We start from the raw sequence: 19214 nt of genomic DNA, 5'->3' as shown, positions 1-19214 counted from the left end.
ATGGACGTCAATGTAGAGTTATTTAGTACAGATAAAAATCGTTTTTATAAAGGTGCTAAAGTTTTAGGCCAAATTGCCTTATTTCTACTTGCGATTGAAACAATTCTTTTCATCATAATTGGTGCGGAAAAACTAGAAGATTATTCGCGGATATATTTGAACATTCTTTTTGGAACAATAATCTTACTGGTAACATGTAACCTTATTCTAACATTTATAAATGGTGGATTGAAATCAGAAGGAAAACTAAATCTATCGATAAGGGAGTTGAATGTTTTTAAGGGAAATAAAGTAGAGTCCTTTTACATAGCTGATGTAGAAAGGTTAGATATTTATATTGAAGGATATGACGGTCAACCTAATATTCCAACGGCATTGATAAACCCATCTAAAAATGGAATAGAAAACTTTTTCATTCTTAATAAGAATTATAAATTTCGATTCAAACTTATTAGTGAAAATCATAGAAATCGATTGATTGAAAGAATATGGGAGTGGCAAAAAACCAACCCAAATATTCAACTGAAGCTTAACTACTAATTTAGAGCAGTAAATGACTGAAGAAACCATTTTCACGATCCTGTTGGGGATTGTCACCTTTGATTTTGCGCTGGAGCGAGTGCTGAGCTTCCTGAATAGACAAAGTGCCAGAAAACCTATACCCAAGGAGCTGGAGGGCATCTACGATGCAGAGAAATATGCTAAATCTCAGGCCTATCAGGAGGATGTTTCCCGCTTTGGCACATTCTCTGCCACCTTCAGTTTTGTCCTGTTGATCTTAGCAATCTACAATGGCTGGTTTGGCATGCTGGATCAGTGGATCCGTACCTTTTCCCCATTGAGTCTTGTCTCACCAATGATCTTCTTCGGCATCCTGTTCATCGTGACTGATCTTATCAACACACCTTTTTCGATCTATAGGAATTTCGTCATTGAGAAAAACTATGGGTTTAACAAAATGACACCCAAGACCTTTATTCTGGATAAAATCAAGGGATACATCCTAACCATCATTTTTGGAGGACTCTTACTCGGCGTATTGATTTATTTGGTAGATGCCATTGGTAGTGATTTTTGGTATTACTTCTGGGGAGTGATGGCTGCATTTGTGCTGTTTGCCAATCTGTTTTACACATCTCTCATCCTCCCCCTGTTCAACAAGCTTAAGCCAATGGAAGAAGGCGAGCTCAAATCATCCATCCAGGCCTATTGTGACAAGGTCAATTTTCCGTTAAAAAATATCTTCATCATGGATGGATCCAAACGATCCAGCAAAGGCAATGCTTTCTTTAGTGGATTAGGGAAAAAGAAGAAAGTCGTGTTGTTCGATACATTGGTTGAAAAGCATTCGACACAGGAGCTTACAGCAGTATTTGCTCATGAGGTGGGGCACTACAAGAAAAAACACATTCTCTTCACCACCATCTTCAGCATTGGATTGATGGGATTCATGCTTTTCCTTTTCTCAAGAATGGCTTACAATGCTGAGGTTAGCTGGGCGATGGGTGGTCAAACCTCGGCACTACACCTCAACCTGCTTGCTTTTGGCATTCTCTATTCGCCCATATCTACCATTTTAGGAATTGTAGGAAATGTGATCTCCCGTAAGAATGAATATGAGGCGGATGCGTATGCGAAGGAAACGTATGACGCCACGCCTTTGATCACCGGATTGAAGAAAATGAGTGCAGATCATTTGTCCAATTTGACTCCACATCCTGCATTCGTTTTTGTACACTACTCACACCCTCCATTAAAAGAAAGAGTCAAGGCGTTGGAAAGCTGATTTACTTGGCCTCCAAAAAATCAATCTCGGCTCGAAAAGGGAAATTCATCAGGTAGGTGTGTGCCTCCTGAATGGTCATCTGGTTGTGGATGATCTTGTAAAGTGTCTCGGTAATGGGGCACCTCACTTTATATGATTCTGCTAACTGATTAACGATATTGATGGTTTTTACACCTTCAGCCACCTCCTCCATGGATTCAATAATATCTTCCAACTTCTCACCTTTGGCTAGTCGGTAGCCCACTGTAAAGTTTCGGCTCAGATTTGAGGTACATGTGGCTATCAAATCACCAACTCCTGCCAATCCTAAAAATGCCTGAGCATTCCCTCCAAGAGCTTTTCCAATATAAACCATTTCCACTAGCCCTCTGCTGATAAAAAGCGACTTAGCATTTTCCCCGAGATCCATCCCCGCAATAGTACCCGCACCAACGGCAATGATGTTTTTCAAAATACCGCACAGCTCTATCCCGATCAGGTCACGGCTACCATAGATCATGAATCGATCATTTTTCAAAAGCCGCTGACCAATTTTGATCACTTCATCAAAATGAGAAGCCACCACAGTGGCAGCCGGTTTTCTTTGATCTAACTCCCTGGCCAGATTGGGGCCTGCCAGACACCCAACCCGAAGGACTGAAGTTTCTTCTTTTATAACCTCAGAAATGGTTTTTACATGCTCCCGAGTAAGTGGGTTGTTTGAAGTGATTTTTTGCTTACCGGGAACAAACAAATCGAATCCTTTGGTACCGTGAATCAGCACATGATAAGGGCGAAGGTGAGGCGCCAACTTGATGATCATGTCTCGAAAATTGGCTGAGGGCACCATGGGAAAAATGATCTCACATTGCTGTGGTACCTCCTCCAGGGTGTTGGTCACCTCTATGTTTTCATGAAGCTTTTGCCCGGAACTCACCCGCTCTTTCGCTATCTTCTTCGTCTTCTCAGGATCGCGGATGTATAAGATTACACGGGCATCATTCTCCGCCAAAATGTTGGCAATGGCTGTTCCGAAGCTACCTGCTCCTATTACCCCGATGGTCTCCTTAGATGTACTTTTCGAGCCCATAGCCATTCATTCGATTGTGATAATAATATAGCGTATTGGTGTCCTGAACTACTATTTTATCTCCCTTCTTAATCAGAGGTCGCTGATCATGATAGAGCCCTACATTTTGTAAGCCATGCTCAATGGCATCTGTGGCGCGCTGCTTCATATGATCAGCCATATCCACTTCTCCTTTTTTGTGAATCTTTTCCAGCCGGGTTCTTAGCTTCTTGAAATTAGCCTTAAACTCCTCATAGTCCAGAATCAAATCTTCATCTGGCAGCCTTAATACATTGTAGAGATCAAGCTTGGGATTTTTTCGCTCCAGCATTTTAAATGCTGTAAAAGCTACTAGATGACTCGCAAACACACGGTTGTATTTATGATACTCTTCAATGATACGTTTGGAAAGTACACGAACGTACTCTTTCTCCCTCTGCGCATCAAAGGTGATTTTCTTATCACGAAGGAAATAATCCCGGACATTTATTGGGTTCCCATTTTTATCAAAACTATTACCTTCCATATCCACATAATTTCCAAGAATATCAGTTCCACGTCCAATATTCACTGAAATGTCAGATCCCTTGGTAAAGAATTTGAACATGAATGTTCCAAGCTTATAGGAGGTAGAGAATTCGTCTGCCTCCACATAGTATCGTTCCCTACCAGTGCGTTTCAGGTGATCCCGAATGAGTGAAGGTGCTTCCAATGTAAAGTGATAATTGATCACCACAGGAACGATAAATACTTTTCTAACCTCCTCACCCTCCTTGGCATTGAGGTACAACTCCCTCTGAGCTTCAATGGCCGTACCGAGCAATCCCATACGAAGCGAAGTTTCAATTTCACCTGACCTGGATCGAGTGCCGCCCGGAAAAAATAGCGAGTGACAACCTCTTTTGATGGCATTTCGGGAATAGGTTTTAAGCGTCTCAAGATAAATAGGGTTCTTCTTCCTTCTGTCTACCTTGTAGGCGCCAAGGCTATTCATGAAATACGCCAAAATTTTAATGTTAAATAAGTTCAGCCCGGCTCCATAAATGAACGGAGGTAAACCTAAATACTGAATAGCCCATCCAATCAAAATAGAATCCAGATTACTAAAGTGGGTTGGTACCATCACCACCGTTCCTTTCTTTGCCAGCTCTCTTATGTGCTCAGTCTCACCAATCACATGGATTTTATCATCCAAATCCAGCTGCCGGCTAAACAGGGAAAGAAGACCTTTCACCCTCGCAGCGTTGAGGAGTCTGGCAAATCCAAATGTGATAAAACTCTGAGCAAATCGATAGGCTGATTTCTTGAAGTTTCCAGCAATCTCCTCGGTGTATCTCTCAATTATATCGTGAAGTAATTCCTTCTCAAGCTCTCTGGCCTTCTCCCTCTCGTCAGGATTTATGTCAAGCAATCTTGCCTGCACATTTTTCCAGTAGGCTTTTTCATCCGGTGGATCTACACGCCAGGGATTCGCTTTCATTCGAAGCTTTTCCCTGTGAATCGTCATTTCTATCTCTTCCCTTAGCGATCCGTTCTTTAAGCTGATCAGATGGCCATATGTTTCTCTGGCCACCTCCCCTATAAATTCCTTTCTATCCCGGGACAATTTTACAATTGGCCATTCACTCTTATTGGGAATAATTTCTGTATACCTGACTTTCTTTCTGCGCATTTACCTGTTTTAGAAATTGGCGGAAAGATAATTGTATTTAATAAGTTTGAGATTCTAAAATGAAACCGATAGTTCGCCACCTCCTATTTCTTCTCACCATTTGCTCAATGTTGAGTTCTATGGGGCAGCATAGTATTGCCAGGCAGTGGAACGAGGTGCTATTAGAAGGAATCAGAAATGACCTGGCACGACCCACTGTACACGCCAGAAATCTTTTTCATATCTCGGCAGCCATGTATGATGCATGGGCTGTATATGACGATGTTGCATCCACCTATTTTTTAAATCAACATTGTGCCATTCTAAACCTTCCCTCACCCATTGATAAAACAGCATCCATAGAAGAGGCATTGAGCTATGCGGTCTTTAGACTTATTAATCACCGATTTCAAAATTCTCCCGGAGCAAATCAGACTCTTTTGCTAGCTAAAAATCTTATGAAGGATTTAGGATATGATATAAACTATACATCTACGCAATACTGGAATGAATCACCAGCCGCAATGGGCAACTATATTGCTTCATGCATCATTGGGTATGGACTTACTGATGGAGCCAATGAAGAAAACAACTACGCTAACCTTTTCTACGAGTCTGTAAATGACCCTTTATTTATTCAGCAAAGTGGAAATCCGAATATATCTGATCCAAACAGATGGCAACCGATAACGCTCGAGTTTTTTATTGACCAGGGTGGCAATCCGTCTGATACCAGTACACCACCATTCTTGAGCCCAGAATGGGGTAGTGTAAAACCTTTTGCTTTAAAATCTACTGATGCCTCCCTTAATCTGAGAAATGGAAACGAGTACACAGTTTATCATGATCCAGGATCACCTCCAACAATTGATAGTGATGCTTATAAGTGGGGGTTTTGTTTGGTAAATATCTGGTCAGGGCATCTAGACCCTTCTGATGGTGTACTGTGGGATATATCTCCTCGTAGTATTGGCAATATTCAATCCTACCCTAAATCTCTAAATGAGTATAAGACTTTCTACAATTTGGAGAACGGTGGCGATGACAGTATAGGAAGATTAAACAATCCTATAACGGGACTTCCTTATGAAGAACAGATTGTTCCTCGAGGAGATTACACACGTGTTTTAGCAGAATTTTGGGCCGACGGTCCCGATTCGGAGACTCCTCCAGGGCATTGGTTTACAATTCTGAATTATGTCAGTGACCACCCTGATTTGTTGAAAAAAATAGGTGGAGAAGGTGATATACTGAGTGATTTGGAGTGGGACATAAAGACCTATTTTACCCTAGGCGGTGTAATGCATGATGTTGCAATAAGTGTCTGGGGAATAAAAGGATGGCATGACTATATCAGGCCTGTTTCTGCAATCAGATATATGGCTTCAAGAGGTCAGTCATCAGACCCCAACCTAATTAACTATCACCCACAAGGCATTCCACTGGTTGATGGATTTGTTGATGTAATTAAAGATAGTGCTGACCCGCTATCACTTGGAGGTGCCAACCTTGGAAAGATCAAAATAAAAGCATGGAGAGGGCCAGAATACATCCAAAATCCGGAAATTGATGAAGCTGGTGTAGGCTGGATACTTGCAGAAGATTGGTGGCCGTATCAAAGGCCTTCGTTTGTTACACCTCCATTTGCAGGGTATGTTTCCGGCCACTCCACATTCAGCCGGGCTGCATCTATTGTGCTAAGTGAACTTACAGGAAGTGAGTATTTCCCAGGAGGATTGGGTGAGTTTGTTGCTCCCAAAAATGAATTTCTGGTCTTCGAAGAAGGGCCTAGTGTGGATGTGGTATTGCAGTGGGCCACCTATCGCGATGCTGCTGACCAATGCAGCCTATCAAGAATTTGGGGTGGAATTCACCCGCCTGCAGATGACATACCCGGCAGAAAAATTGGAAATAAAATAGGCAAACAAGGCGTAGCTTATGCCATTGAATACTTCAATGGTGTAGATTTGAGGCCAGATGATTCTCCTGAGGTTATCTTTTATCCAAATCCAGCAACTGAGTTTTTAATTATACAATCTCAAAAATCTGATCAATTTAGCTTCGAGATATACGATATTCACGCAAAACTTGTGCATCATCAATCTGAGAAAACAAAACAATCCATTGTTAATATTGAATCACTAAATAGGGGAATGTATTTTATAAAAATTCAAACATCAACCAAAACCCTTTCCAAGAGATTCATCAAAAACTGATATGTCCCTGACCCTGAAAGATATACAAGCCCCTGTTGCTACAGAGATGGAGGAATTTGAAAAAAAATTCCGTCAATCCATGAAAAGCAAGGTGATGCTGCTTGATAAAATCACAGGCTACATTGTTAGGCGAAAGGGTAAGCAAATGCGACCACTCTTCGTTTTTCTGAGCGCAGGTGCTACGGGTGAAATCACTGAGTCAACTTATCGGGGAGCCGCACTCATTGAGCTTCTACATACGGCAACATTGGTTCACGATGATGTGGTCGATGATTCCAATACACGGAGAGGTTTTTTCTCAATCAATGCTCTGTGGAAGAATAAAATAGCAGTGCTTGTGGGTGATTTTTTACTTTCCAGAGGACTCATCTTATCCATGGAAAATGGAGACATTAACCTTCTCCGTATTACGACAGAGGCGGTTAAAGAGATGAGTGAAGGTGAGCTACTACAAATGGAGAAAGCACGCAAGCTTGATATTAGTGAGGATATCTATTATGAAGTGATTCGTCAAAAAACAGCAAGCCTTATCACCTCATGCTGTAAGGTAGGTGCTGCATCAGCGGGAGCAAATGACGAAATAGTTACTAAAATGGGAGAATTCGGCCTGGCAGTGGGTATGGCATTCCAAATTAAAGATGACTTGTTTGATTACGGAACGTTTGAGATTGGTAAACCACGCGGTATTGACATAAAAGAGAAAAAGATGACCTTACCACTCATCTATGCCCTAAACAAAGCAAGCAGACTGGAACGAACCCGGATCAAAAAACTAGTTAAGCGAGCCGAGAAAAAGCCCAAGCTGGTGCATGATGTAATTGATTTTGTAAAGACCTCCGGAGGAATTGAATATGCTATTTCTGTGATGGAAAAGTATCACCAGCAAGCCAAAGACATTTTGCAGACTCTCCCGGAATCGACCTATCGTAATTCACTGGAAGACCTGGTTCAGTTTACGATAGAGCGGACAAAGTAAGTTTGCCCATCCCTTCTTATGTTTGCGGTCTCAAAAATTCAGACCCAATGAAGACAATTCAGGATTTCAATTTCGCCGGCAAAAGAGCATTGATCAGAGTGGACTTTAATGTTCCTTTAAACGATAAGCTGGAAGTTACGGACGAAACACGCATCAATGCAGCAATCCCAACATTGAAAAAAATCCTGAATGATGGAGGTTCGTGTATCCTTATGTCACACCTTGGGCGACCTAAAAATGGGCCTGAAGATAAATTTTCTCTTCGTCACATTGTTTCCAACCTGAGCGAAAAGCTAGGAGCAGAAGTAAAGTTTGGGGGAGATTGCATAGGTGAGTCAGCTAAAGAACTCTCTAGGCAACTAAAAGCTGGTCAAGTGCTTCTTCTGGAGAATGTGCGATTCTACAAGGAAGAAACCGCTGGTGATGAGGCCTTTGCAGAAAAACTAGCAGCTCATGGTGATATCTATGTCAATGATGCTTTTGGTACTGCGCATCGAGCACATGCTTCCACAACAGTTGCTGCTAAATTTTTCGAGGAAAAATGCTGTGGGTTTGTGATGAGTGCCGAGCTCGAGAATGCTAAAAAAGTATTGGAAAAAGCTGACAAGCCATTTACAGCAATCATGGGAGGTGCCAAAATCTCTGACAAAATCATGATCATAGAGCAGCTGCTTGACAAAGTAGATCATCTGATCATTGGTGGCGGTATGAGCTACACCTTCTTTAAAGCAATGGGCGGTCAGATTGGAAATTCACTTGTGGAAGAAGACAAACTTGATCTTGCCAAAGAACTCATTTCAAAAGCCAAGGAAAAGGGTGTTGACCTCCAGCTACCCAAAGACTCTGTCGTAGCTGATAACTTCAGCAATGATGCAAACACGCAAACGTCAGACAATTATGCCATTCCTGACGGATTTATGGGATTGGATATTGGTCCTGAATCCAGAGAGGTGTTCTCGCAAATCATTGAGAATTCAAAAACTATTCTCTGGAATGGACCGATGGGCGTATTCGAAATGAGCAATTTTGCTGCTGGCACCAACACCATCGCGCAGGCAGTTGTGAAGGCAACTGAAAACGGAGGTTTCTCACTCATTGGAGGTGGTGATTCTGCAGCTGCAGTAAACAATCTCGGCTATGGTGATAAGGTATCCTATGTTTCTACCGGTGGTGGTGCCTTGCTTGAATACATGGAGGGAAAAGTATTGCCGGGGGTTGCTGCGTTGGAAAACTGATTGTCACCCTGAACTTGTATCAGAATCCTCAAGATGCTGAAATAAATTCAGCACGACTTCCTGCTTTATGAAGTTAAACTAAACAGCCCCCCACTCTCAACGACCTTCTTGTCATCAATAAGAATTCGAAGGGCCTCCATGATCTGGTCCTGAGTGTAGCTGGCCATCAGGGCGCGGAGCTCACTCATATTGCGAGGAGCCTCCAACACTTCCTCCACTTTTTCAACCGGAATCTCACTCGCTTTAAGCTGCTTTTTCTTCTCCAGGTCATTGTCACAAATGCCACAAGTAAGTGAAGTCTCTTCATCAAAGTAGTGTTGAAAAATCTGAGTACGACAATCTTTCGAATTCATGTAATCAATCACAGCTTCTGCCTTTTCAAGTGCAAGTTTTCTTCGCCATTCAATTTGTTGATTGTCAATCGGGAGCTTTTCCGGATCCAACCGTGGAGTCAGAAAGGTAATGGTAGCTGAGTCAAGCGCAGGTTGGTAGTCAATCACTTCACTGTCATTTAGGAATTTCAGCCATTGCCGCACTTGCACTTTGTCGGTCTTCAATAATGAGCCTATATCCTTTTCCTTGATTTTGGCATAGCCAACAAATACCTCACCCCCATACAGCCTCAGCAATGTTTTGATTACAGGGTCAAGTTTCGGATTGGCAATCTGAAACTTGTAGGTCTCACTTTTATCAAGCAAAAAGGTGATTTTGGATTGCTCGTAGAAACCCTCTGTCATCTGAATAAGCCCCTCATCTGTCAGCTTTTTCAGTGCTGCATAGGTCTCAACCACAGGCAGATTATAGGTATTGATAAACTGCTCATAGTTAAACGGGAAGCTCGAGAGGGCGTGACTACCTATTGCCATTTTGAAGAAATTGGCAAGTGCTTGATAGGTGCGCTTGATCTGCTCCAATGACACCACCGAGCGATTGGTACGATCCTTCAGCTCATCAACATCCTGGCTGTGATAAAGTACTACAGCATAGGCTTTCTTTTCATCCCTGCCTGCTCTACCAGCCTCCTGATAATATGCCTCTAAAGAATCAGGTAAATCAAGGTGAATAACCGTACGAACATCCGGCTTATCTATTCCCATACCAAAGGCATTGGTGGCCACCATGACTCGGGTCTTATTGTTGATCCAGGCTGTTTGCTTTTCTGCTCGCTCCAAACCCGAAAGTCCAGCATGATAATGATCGGCAGAAATATGACTCCTTCTTAGCATGTCCGCAATTTCACGCGTACGCTTCCTGCTCCTTACATATACGACAGACGTTCCCGGCACATTGCTTAAGATCTCTAGCAGCTTACCTTCTTTATTTTCCAATCGAAAAGCAGAATAGGAAAGATTTGATCTGGCGAAGCTTTTCTGAAAAACCTGCACATCGTTCATCTCCAACTTCTCTGCGATCTCTTCTTTGACCTCTTTTGTAGCTGTAGCAGTAAGTGCAATCAGTCGTTCAATCCCTATCTCCTTTTTGAACTCTGCTATCTGCAAATAAGGTGGACGGAAATCATATCCCCATTGTGAAATACAGTGCGCCTCATCGATCGCAAGCAAGCAGATCTTCATCTGACGTGCGCGCTCCACAAATATTTCAGTTTTCAAGCGCTCTGGAGAAACGTAGAGAAATTTAAAATCCCCATAAATACAGTTATCCAATGTAATGTCGATCTCCCTGCGACTCATCCCGGAATAGATCGACGCTGCTTTGATCCCACGCCTTTGCAGCTGATCCACCTGATCCTTCATCAAGGAGATGAGCGGAGAAACCACAATGCAAATGCCCTCCAGCGCCATTGCCGGCACCTGAAAACATATGGATTTTCCACCACCGGTTGGTAGCAGGGCCAGTGTATCCTTCCCATCCAACACCGATTGGATGATATCTTCCTGCATCGCTCGGAAGGAGTCATAGCCCCAATATTGCTTCAGTATTTCGGTTGGATTCACTATTCGAAGTTACTGTCATCCATGATTAATGAGGAGCTATGCTTCGCTTAATATTTGATCAGTGGTAGAAATAACTGCAGATAGAATTGTAGCTTTAAATATTATCCCAAACTAAATGTATCATGGCACCTAATCACTCACCCTCCAAAATCATCCGGTTCTTACTTTTCATTTGTCTTTTTTCATCCCTAACCTTTATATCAGGACAGGGATTTAAGGGTTATTATCAGCATCCCGACATTCATAATGATAGAATAGTCTTTTGTGCCGAAGGTGATCTTTGGTCGGTCCCCTTATCTGGCGGACTTGCCCAAAGGCTAACCACACACCCTGAAGAGGAACGATTCCCATCCATCTCGCCAGACGGGAAAACTGTTTTGTTTTCAGCAAGCTACGAGGGGCCAACAGAAATCTACACCATGCCAATTGATGGTGGAATGACTACCAGATGGACTTATGAAAGTGAACCTTCAGTTGCTACCAACTGGACGCCAGATGGCAAAATCGTGTATTCAACATGGGCCTATAATAAAAAACCAGACGATCGGCTAGTTACGATCAACACCACCACTAAAGTCAAATCTCAAATCCCACTGGATCAAGCAAGTGAGGCCACCTTCAGTGCGGATGGGAAAACAATCTTTTTTGTAAGACCAGCTGATCACAACAATGTGACCAAACGATACAAAGGCGGGACAGCCAGACAGATATGGAAGTTTTCAGATGGTTCCAGTGAGGCAACAAAGCTGACCACTGACTATGACGGTGAAAGCCACCATCCCATGTGGCATGCTGGTAGGATCTACTTTTTGACTGACCGTGATGGTATTATGAACATTTGGTCGATGGACGAAAACGGAGGAGATAAAAGGCAACATACCACTCATGCTGAGTTTGATGTTCGATATGCCAATGTATCCAATGGCATCATCGTCTATCAGGTTGGAGCGGACTTATGGAAGTATGATATTTCCTCAAACACCACCGAAGTGATCCCCATTACCCTGGCAACCGATCTGGATCAGCTCAGAGAAAAATGGGAAGAAAACCCCTCCCAATACATCACAAGTGTAAACCCGAACAGCGATGGATCTAAAATTGCAATTACGGCACGAGGGAGAATTTTCGTTGTTCCTACAAAACCAGGACGAGTGGTCTCTTTCACTGAGAAAGATGCCGTCAGGTATCGGGATGCAACCTTTACTTCAGATGGGAAATCCGTAATCGCATTGTCTGATGAGAGTGGAGAGTTTGAATTTGTAAAGATGCCTTCGGATGGGTTGGGCTCTGAAACTACCATTACCAATGATGGCAATTTGCTGAGATATGAGGGTATCCCTTCTCCGGATGACAAATGGATAGCCTACGATGACCTTGAAAGCAACATGTACGTACTCAATGTTGCTACAGGCTTAAGTACAAAAATCTCCACCAACCAAGAGGGCATTTGGGATTTTTCATGGTCGCCTGACAGTCAATGGCTGGCCTATGTGCAAGCCGCAGCAAATTCTATGGCACAAATCAGAATTTACAATGTAAATACGAAGCAACAATTTGAACTCACTACCGACCGGGCCAATAGTTTCAACCCACGATGGAGTCCGGACGGCAAGTTCATTTACTTTATATCTGACCGTAACTTCAACACACTGGTAGGCAGCCCGTGGGGAACAAGGCAGCCAGAGCCTTATTTTGACGTAAGCGAAAAGGTGTATCATGTGGCGTTGCAAAAAGGTACTCGATCACCATTCCGGCCAAAAGATGAGCTTTTCAAAGAGGATTCCGATGATAAGAAAGAAGAAAAAAGTGGTAAAAAAGGAAAGAAAGAAGAAGAAAAGTTAGATGAAATCACTGTAAACATAGACCGCAATGGCATTCAGGAAAGGCTCATTGAAGTTCCGATAAAAGCCGGAAACTACTCAGGCCTACAAGTTAACGATAAGGCTCTTTACATGATATCAGCAGAGACCGGGTCAGATGCCAAGAGTCACCTTGTGGTGGTGAGCATAAGCGATGAAGATGCTGAAGTGAAAACCATGGTCAGCGATGTGAATGGATTCGACATGACGCAAGATGGAAAAAAACTCATGATCGCGAAGCAGCGAAATTTTTACATGGTGGATGCCGGAACTAGCCCAATAAGCGATCTAAGTGATAGTAAAATAGATTTAAGTGGCTGGAAGTTTCCAATCAACCCCCGGGAGGAATGGAAGCAGTTGTTTACGGATGCATGGCGGATGGAACGAGATTATTTTTATGATAAGAACATGCACGGAGTGGACTGGGATGCCATGCACGCAAAATATCTACCGCTGGTTGATCGGGTGACTACACGTAACGAGCTGTCTGATCTCATTGGAAGGTTTGTAGGTGAATTAGCAGCTCTTCACACCAGTGTGCGAGGGGGTGACACACGTAGTGACGACAAAAGTATTGATGTCGCTAACCTCGGAGGTGTTTTCACCAGAGATGAAGCGTTGGGAGGCTATAAAATAGATTACATCTATAAAGTAGACCCAGACTATCCCGATGAAAAATCCCCGCTGGATGATCCGTACCTTGACGTGAGAGTAGGTGATATAATCACCAGTGTAAATGGACGGGCTGCACTTTCGGCCAACGATATAGGTGAACTGATCCGAAATCAGGTGGGCAAGCAAGTCAGGCTGTCAATCAAGAGAGGCTCGAGTATGCGAGATATCATTGTTCAGCCAATTGGGAGTGCTTTCAACCTCAGGTATCGGGATTGGGAATATGGCAACAGGAAATATGTGGATCAGCAATCCAATAACACCATAGGCTACCTGCACCTCAGAGCCATGGGGAGCAATGATATCAATCAGTTTTACAGAGAGTTTTATCCGGTATTCAATCGGCAGGGGCTGATCGTGGATGTACGATACAACTGGGGAGGGAATATCGACAGCTTCATTCTGGAAAAACTGCTCAGAAAAGCATGGATGTACTGGAAAGGACGTTCAGGAGAGCCGTACTGGAATATGCCCTATGCCTTCAGAGGTCACATGGCCGTACTTGTGAATGAAAACACCTATTCCGATGGGGAAGCGTTTGCAGATGGGTTTACCGAATTGGGACTTGGAACCACCATCGGTATGCGTACGTGGGGTGGTGAGATTTGGCTGCACAGTGGCAATCGATTGAGTGACGGAGGCCTGGCAAGAGCTCCTATGTTTGGAGTATATGCCGACGGTGAGTGGCGCATAGAAGGATGGGGATTTGTTCCTGATATTGAAATAGACAATCTTCCACATGCTACTTTCAATGGTCAGGATGCACAGCTAGACAAGGCGATAGAACACTTGCTTCAAAAGATAAAAGACGATCCACGTCCTGTACCACCTCCACCCGCCTATCCGGATAAATCATTTAAAAACAATAAGAAAAATTAATTTGAAGAGCCTCACAGAAATGTGAGGCTTTTTAACTTTTAAGTAATTCTACTAATCTTATGATATCGCCAGGCACAAATACCGCCAACAACCGAAATAGCTGCCAAAAGCCAGAAAACATGTTGATGGCCAACCTGGCCGGGATTGGCATCTAAAAGATTTCCAATTATTACACCTGCAAATACATCAGGGGTGAAACCAACTACAGAAACCAGCCCCACAGCTGTTCCCGTGAGCGCTAAGGGAATACTCCCTGCCTGCATAACTCCAAAATACAGTGCTCTTGCTGCATAAACGCCAGTGGATAAGGTGAAGATTGAAATCAGAAACATGGGTAGCAAACGATGACCAATCCCGCTCACAAACCAAAGTGAACCAACCAGCGTGATGACAAAGCTGATCACCAACCAACGAGTGATCTTAGATCGATCGGCAATAAATCCTATGCCTACTCCGGCAACCGGCCGCATGAATAGCAGAAAGGTCCCAATCCGGGCAGCATTGATTTCATCAAATTCCAAAACTTCTCTGGCATATAGCGAAATCACATCAGTGGTCTTATAGCCCATGTAGGCACATAAAATAATGATCATCAAAAGCCAAACAGCTGGCAATCTGATAACCTCTTTGATCTGCCTGATCGAGATTCGCTCGATTTTTTCATCAATACCATCTTTTGATTTCAAAAACATCCAAACCAAAGCACCAATCAACGCAATGAGTGCTGATGACCCATAGATTGCACCTCTGAATGCCACCCTTCTGGATGCCAGGTTCAACACTTCCCCATCTAATAAGGAGGTTGCAAAAAGGGATACGGCAAAAACACCAAACAGTACACCTACCAGCCCCCTGCCTCCATCGAGTATCCCGAAGGCTTTTCCCTGATTACCCACACCACCCCATATGCGGGTTGCCTTGATCATGGGTGACCAGAACAGGAAGATGGTGGTAAATCCCCAGTAGCCATAGAGTAGTTGCAATGTGTGAAAACCGGGGTAAAGTGCGTAGATCAATCCTCCCAATGCTGTCAGCCAAAGTGAAATAGCAATGAGCTTTCTCGGCTCAAACCGATCGGCAATAGGCCCTCCCAACAGGTAAGAAATCATGGCCACCAATCCATAGTAGGTGAAGCACAGCCCCAACTCCGTATTGCTGATCTGAAAAACCTCCAATACAGTAGAACGAAACACACGCTGCAAAACAAAGGGTAACACGAAAATCGCTTCTCCTGCCAGGATGAGCAGGGCTAGGTAAGTCCAGTTGGTTTTGGTGTTTTGCACGAGTCAACCAAGATAGGTGAATTAGTCATAAGAGATTCCTGAATTCCTCCCTCAGGAATGACGTTGAAAACTATAGTCACCCCTATAATCCCCTCAAGGGGATACATTTTTAAAAAAACAACTAACTCATCTCCACCACCAAATCATCCTGCTCCACGAGCTGACCGGCTTGTAAGTGGATTTTCTTAACGGTCCCGGAAACAGGCGAGGAAACAGTCGTTTCCATCTTCATGGCTTCAATCACGAATAGCACATCGTCTTTTTTCACTTTATCTCCTTCCTTAATCTTCACTTCAGCGATCTTGCCTTGAAGCGGTGATCCAATTTCATTCTCAGCTGCTGCTTTTCGGTTGGATACTTTCTGTACAGCTACTTTTTTATCTCTGACACTGATCCTACGGGTTTGTCCGTTGAGCTTAAATGAAACGGTTCGCATGCCTTCCTCATCAGGTTCAGTGATGTATCCCATCTCGATTATAATATTCTTGCCTTTGGCAATCTCCACGATCACCTCCTCACCCCGCTTCATTCCATAGAAGAAAACAGGAGTCGGTAAGTGGCTTACTTCATCATACTCCTGAATGTGCTGGTAATACTCCTTAAAAACTTTCGGGTAGAGCTTGAACGAAAGGAAGTCATCAAAATCAGTATGCGGGAAGTCTTTCTGAAACGCCGCAAATTCTTTATCGAAATCTACCGGCTCCATGTTATCATTTGCTCGGCCCTTCAGTGGTTTCTGGTTTTTCAGAATCAGCTTGCTGATTTCCGCTGGGAATCCGCCCGGTGGCTGACCCAAGTCTCCCTTAAAGAATCCAATCACCGACTCAGGGAAGGAAAGCGACTCCCCCTTCTCAAAAATATCTTCAGCTGACAAGTCATTGGCGGTCATAAACATGGCCATGTCCCCCACTACTTTGGACGATGGTGTCACTTTCACAATATCACCAAACAGGTCATTGACAATCGCATAGTTCTTTTTGATGGTCTCAAATTTGTGCTCGAGTCCCAAAGCAATCGCTTGCGGTCGCAGGTTTGAATATTGCCCTCCCGGTATCTCATGTTCGTAAACTTCAGCCGTCCCGGCTTTCAGCCCGGATTCAAACGGATAGTAGAATTCACGCACATCCTCGAAATAGGTCGAATGCGCATTCAATGAATCCAGATTCATCGCCCTTCCCCGCTCATGATATTTTAAAGAAGCCACCAGCGAGTTGAAATTTGGTTGGGAAGTGAGGCCTGACATGGAAGCCAACGACACATCAATGATATCAACACCTGCTTCTACCGCTTTCAAATACATGGCGGCCTGCATGGATGACGTGTCGTGCGTATGCAGATGAATCGGCAGGTCCACTGCTTTCTTCAACTCAGAAACTAGAAGCTGTGCGCTGTATGGTTTCAATAGCCCGGCCATATCTTTAATTGCCAGCATGTGGGCACCCTCATCTTCCAGCTGACGAGCCATATCCACGTAGTATTGAAGGGTATATTTCTTCTGGTCATCGTCCTGCAGTTCTCCGGTATAGCAAATACATGCTTCAGCCAGCGATTCGGTTCGTTCGCGTACGGCCCTGATACTGACCTTCATATTTTCAATCCAGTTCAGCGAATCGAAAATCCGGAAAATATCCATCCCGTTCTCCGCCGTTCGTTCAATGAACTTCTCAATCAAATTATCGGGATACGCAGTGTATCCCACCCCATTTGAACCTCGTAGCAACATCTGGAATAGAATATTTGGAGCAGCCTCTCGCATCAGTTGAAGCCGCTTCCAGGGGCTTTCTTTCAAAAATCGCATGGACACATCAAAAGTGGCTCCTCCCCACATCTCCATCGAGAAGACCTCCGGATTTTGCTGGGCATAGCTTCGGGTCACTTTGAGCATATCCTCTGTTCTAAATCGAGTAGCTAGCAATGACTGATGCGCATCCCGCCAGGTGGTATCTGTAAAATGAATTTTCGGATCATCTTTGATCGACTGGACAAATTTCTCCCTTCCTAGTTTTTTCAGGCGGTCTCTTGATCCTTCAGGAACCGCTGCTCCTTTCTGAACCGCTGGTAATTTGGGAGTTCGGAACGTTTTACTCGGATCAAAGGACTTCACATCAGGGCTGCCATTAACAGATATCTCCCCGATGTAATTAAGTGTTTTGGTGCCCCGATCAAAACTCTTCTTAATCTTGAATAAATCGGGATGGCTATCGATAAAGTTGACAGTGGCCTTACCATTGAAAAAATCATCCGTATAGATCACATTCTCCAGGAAGCCGATGTTGGTCTTTACACCTCTCACCCTAAACTCTCTAAGTGCCCTGTGCAATCGTTGTGCGGCTCCTTTCAGTGTCCGTCCCTTAGCCGTCACTTTTACCAATAGTGAATCAAAGAACGGAGAAATTTTCACTCCATTGTATACATTTCCCGCATCTAAACGGATGCCAAACCCACCGGCGCTTCGATACGCAATGATGGTTCCATAATCCGGCTTAAAGCCATTCTCCGGGTCTTCGGTGGTCACCCTGCACTGCACGGCAAAACCCCTAACCTGAATATCGTCTTGTGACTGAATAAATATCTGCGGATGGGAAAGCTTGCAACCTGCGGCAATCAGAATCTGCGTTCTTACAATATCAATACCTGTCACTTCTTCGGTGATCGTATGCTCCACCTGCACGCGCGGATTCACCTCTATGAAGTAAATGTTCTCATCCGGATCAACCAAAAACTCAACCGTTCCCGCATTGTTATAGTTTACCTGCTTCGCAATCCTCAACGCATACTCATACAGCTGTTCTCGGGTTTCATCTTTCAGCCCAACACTTGGAGCCACCTCTACTACCTTTTGAAACCGTCGCTGCACAGAGCAATCGCGCTCATACAGATGAACGATATTGCCGGCACCATCAGCGAGAATTTGAACTTCAATATGTTTGGGATTCTCCACATACTTCTCAAGGAAAATCGTGTCGTCACCAAAGGCCTTACCCGCCTCAGATTTCGCCTCATTGAATGATTTGATCAGGGTCTGTTCATCTCTCACCACACGCATTCCTCTACCTCCACCCCCTGCGGAAGCTTTCAATATCACAGGGTAGCCTATTCGCTTCGCTTCACTTTTGGCGATTTCATCATTTTCTAAAATCTTCTGGTTATCCTCGATAACAGGAACATTCGCCGCTCGGGCTACCTTCTTAGCCATCACCTTGTCACCAAGCTGAGACATCACCTCGGGTTCTGGGCCTATAAATGTGATCCCCTCTTCTTTACATCGGGTAGCAAACGTCACATTCTCTGAGAGAAAACCATAGCCAGGATGGATCGCATCCACACCGTTTTGCTTAGCAACCGAAATAATTTCTTCAATGTCCAGATAAGGCTTTAATGGCTCATTATCCGCTCCTATCTGGTATGCCTCATCTGCCTTATAGCGGTGCAATGAATAGCGATCTTCGAAGGTGTACACCGCAACCGATCTTATATGCAACTCTGAAATGGCACGTAATACACGAATGGCTATCTCCCCTCTATTGGCCACCATTATTTTCTTGAAGAACTTCTGATTTTCCATATCCATGAAATTAACCATTTGGTTAGACTTTCCATAAAATATGTAGTCTTCTACATTTATTTTGTATATTTATGTAGCTAACTACATAA

At 43.8% G+C, this 19214-nt stretch carries 11 protein-coding genes; 6 read left to right on the top strand and 5 right to left on the bottom strand.

Annotated features, from left to right (window positions below; translation table 11 throughout):
* Both ACEQZT_RS11085 and ACEQZT_RS11080 read left to right on the top strand, forming a co-directional pair.
* Positions 1–540: a hypothetical protein gene (locus tag ACEQZT_RS11085; protein ID WP_370089492.1), complete on the top strand. Its 540-nt coding sequence runs from the start codon at positions 1–3 to the stop codon at positions 538–540.
* Positions 541–553: 13 nt separating this feature from the next.
* A complete protein-coding gene (locus tag ACEQZT_RS11080; RefSeq protein ID WP_370089491.1) occupies positions 554–1786 on the top strand; it encodes a M48 family metallopeptidase in 1233 nt (410 codons plus the stop codon).
* Position 1787: 1 nt separating this feature from the next.
* Here ACEQZT_RS11080 and ACEQZT_RS11075 read toward each other — a convergent pair whose 3' ends face one another.
* Together ACEQZT_RS11075 and ACEQZT_RS11070 are read right to left on the bottom strand one after the other, a co-directional pair.
* Positions 1788–2855 (bottom strand): NAD(P)H-dependent glycerol-3-phosphate dehydrogenase, encoded by a 1068-nt coding sequence (locus ACEQZT_RS11075; protein ID WP_372530155.1) that lies wholly within the window; start codon positions 2853–2855, stop codon positions 1788–1790.
* The gene (locus ACEQZT_RS11070; RefSeq protein WP_370089489.1) at positions 2833–4506 is read right to left on the bottom strand and encodes a 1-acyl-sn-glycerol-3-phosphate acyltransferase; all 1674 of its coding nucleotides are present in this window, start codon (positions 4504–4506) and stop codon (positions 2833–2835) included. The genes ACEQZT_RS11075 and ACEQZT_RS11070 overlap by 23 nt, the downstream gene beginning before the upstream one ends.
* Positions 4507–4625: 119 nt before the next feature.
* Here ACEQZT_RS11070 and ACEQZT_RS11065 point away from each other — a divergent pair, with 119 nt between their 5' ends.
* From ACEQZT_RS11065 to pgk, 3 genes are read left to right on the top strand one after another with little or no spacing between them, the layout of a single operon-like run.
* Entirely contained in the window at positions 4626–6701 is a 2076-nt protein-coding gene (locus ACEQZT_RS11065; protein WP_370089488.1) for a T9SS type A sorting domain-containing protein, read from the top strand.
* A gap of 1 nt (position 6702) precedes the next feature.
* Positions 6703–7677, top strand: coding sequence for a polyprenyl synthetase family protein (locus tag ACEQZT_RS11060; protein ID WP_370089487.1), 975 nt, complete (start codon positions 6703–6705; stop codon positions 7675–7677).
* Positions 7678–7724: 47 nt separating this feature from the next.
* Positions 7725–8912 carry a phosphoglycerate kinase gene (gene pgk, locus ACEQZT_RS11055; protein WP_370089486.1) on the top strand — a complete coding sequence of 396 codons (1188 nt, stop codon included), beginning with the start codon at positions 7725–7727 and terminating at the stop codon, positions 8910–8912.
* A 65-nt stretch (positions 8913–8977) separates the two neighbouring features.
* Here the strand turns inward: pgk and ACEQZT_RS11050 are convergent, their stop codons facing one another.
* Positions 8978–10867, bottom strand: a complete 1890-nt coding sequence (locus ACEQZT_RS11050; RefSeq protein ID WP_370089485.1) for an ATP-dependent DNA helicase RecQ — start codon at positions 10865–10867, stop codon at positions 8978–8980.
* A gap of 122 nt (positions 10868–10989) precedes the next feature.
* Between ACEQZT_RS11050 and ACEQZT_RS11045 the strand changes: the two genes are divergently transcribed.
* Positions 10990–14277, top strand: a complete 3288-nt coding sequence (locus ACEQZT_RS11045; protein ID WP_370089484.1) for a S41 family peptidase — start codon at positions 10990–10992, stop codon at positions 14275–14277.
* Between the two features lie 38 nt (positions 14278–14315).
* On the opposite strand, the gene ACEQZT_RS11040 is transcribed toward ACEQZT_RS11045, so the two are convergent.
* On the bottom strand, positions 14316–15560 hold the full coding sequence (locus ACEQZT_RS11040; protein ID WP_370089483.1) for a nitrate/nitrite transporter: 1245 nt from the start codon (positions 15558–15560) through the stop codon (positions 14316–14318).
* Positions 15561–15681: 121 nt separating this feature from the next.
* Entirely contained in the window at positions 15682–19131 is a 3450-nt protein-coding gene (locus ACEQZT_RS11035) for a pyruvate carboxylase (RefSeq protein ID WP_370089547.1), read from the bottom strand.
* Positions 19132–19214 lie beyond the last annotated feature (83 nt).

The sequence above is a fragment of the Ekhidna sp. genome, assembly GCF_964218185.1.
In the GTDB taxonomy this organism is placed as follows: domain Bacteria; phylum Bacteroidota; class Bacteroidia; order Cytophagales; family Cyclobacteriaceae; genus Ekhidna.
This window is presented reverse-complemented; position numbering and strand designations above follow the sequence as displayed.